At 55.7% G+C, this 1,100-nt stretch carries 1 protein-coding gene; it reads left to right on the top strand.

Going from position 1 to position 1,100, the window contains the following annotated elements; genetic code table 11:
• The first annotated feature begins 2 nt into the window (after positions 1-2).
• Positions 3-1,100 (top strand): AI-2E family transporter, encoded by a 1,098-nt coding sequence (locus JK176_RS14865; RefSeq protein WP_211588403.1) that lies wholly within the window; start codon positions 3-5, stop codon positions 1,098-1,100.

Below are 1,100 nucleotides of genomic sequence, written 5' to 3'. Positions count from 1 at the left end.
AGATGCCAGATCTTTTCCAGAATGGTCCGCAGGACAGCACCCGGTCCGTTCTGGTCGCCCTGCTGGCCTGCGGCGTTGTTATTAGCGCGATCTGGATTCTCAAACCATTCCTGCCAGCGACGATCTGGGCCATCACGATCGCAGTTACGACTTGGCCCATGCTGCTCCATCTTCAGGGCTGGGTTGGAAACAGCCGACGAGCAGCCGTTTCCTTGACCATTCTGATCGCGATGGTGCTGTTCATCCTGCCATTGTGGCTCGCCATTACGACAGTCTCAAGTCACTTCGACGATATCGCCGCCCTCGCCTCGTCTGCGTCTATTCTGCGTCTTCCGGATGAGCCCAGGTGGCTTGCACGACTTCCTTTGATTGGACCACATATTGGTCCGTTGTGGGCCAGGATGCAGCATATGCAGTTTCCGGAAATGGTCAGGCAAGTCATGCCGTCTCCTGAGACCTTGATTCATAGTTTTCTGGCTTATGCGGGAAGTTTCAGTCTTCTCGCCCTCCAGTTCGTGCTTACGTTAATCATTCTGGGCGTACTTCTCATGCGCGCTGAATCGGCAATTGCGGTCGCTGAGAGTCTGGTGAGCATTCTCGCGGGCAGCCGGGGACGGGAAATGCTTCAGCTTGCCGCCTATACGATCCGGGGTGTTGCATTCGGCGTCACGGTAACGGCGGTCGTTGAAGCCGCTGTGGCGGGGATCGGGCTGAAACTGGCAGGTGCGCCATGGGTCAGTATTCTGACAGCAGTCACCTTCATGGTCTGTCTGTTACAGGCGGGCCCTGGTGTTACCCTGATCCCAGCCGTGATCTGGGTCTATTTTGATCAGGGGCTGATGCCCGCAGTGCTTCTGCTAATTGTGACCATTATCACGATCATCATCGATAATGTTTTGCGCCCGTTTCTGATCCGCAAGCAGGCCGATATCCCGCTTATTCTCATCATGCTTGGCGTCATCGGAGGTCTTGGTGGCTTGGGACTGGTCGGGATCTTCATCGGTCCGCTGGTCCTCTCCGTCGCCTATACCCTGACCAAGAGCTGGATTAACGACTCCCGAGCGAAAATCTCGCCTTTGCCGCCCAATTCATTACACTAG

The sequence above is a fragment of the Gluconobacter sp. Dm-73 genome, assembly GCF_018256215.1.
GTDB classification, from domain to species: Bacteria; Pseudomonadota; Alphaproteobacteria; order Acetobacterales; family Acetobacteraceae; genus Gluconobacter; species Gluconobacter cadivus.
Note: the sequence above shows the minus strand (reverse complement) of the source record. Positions and strands in the feature narration are given on the sequence as shown.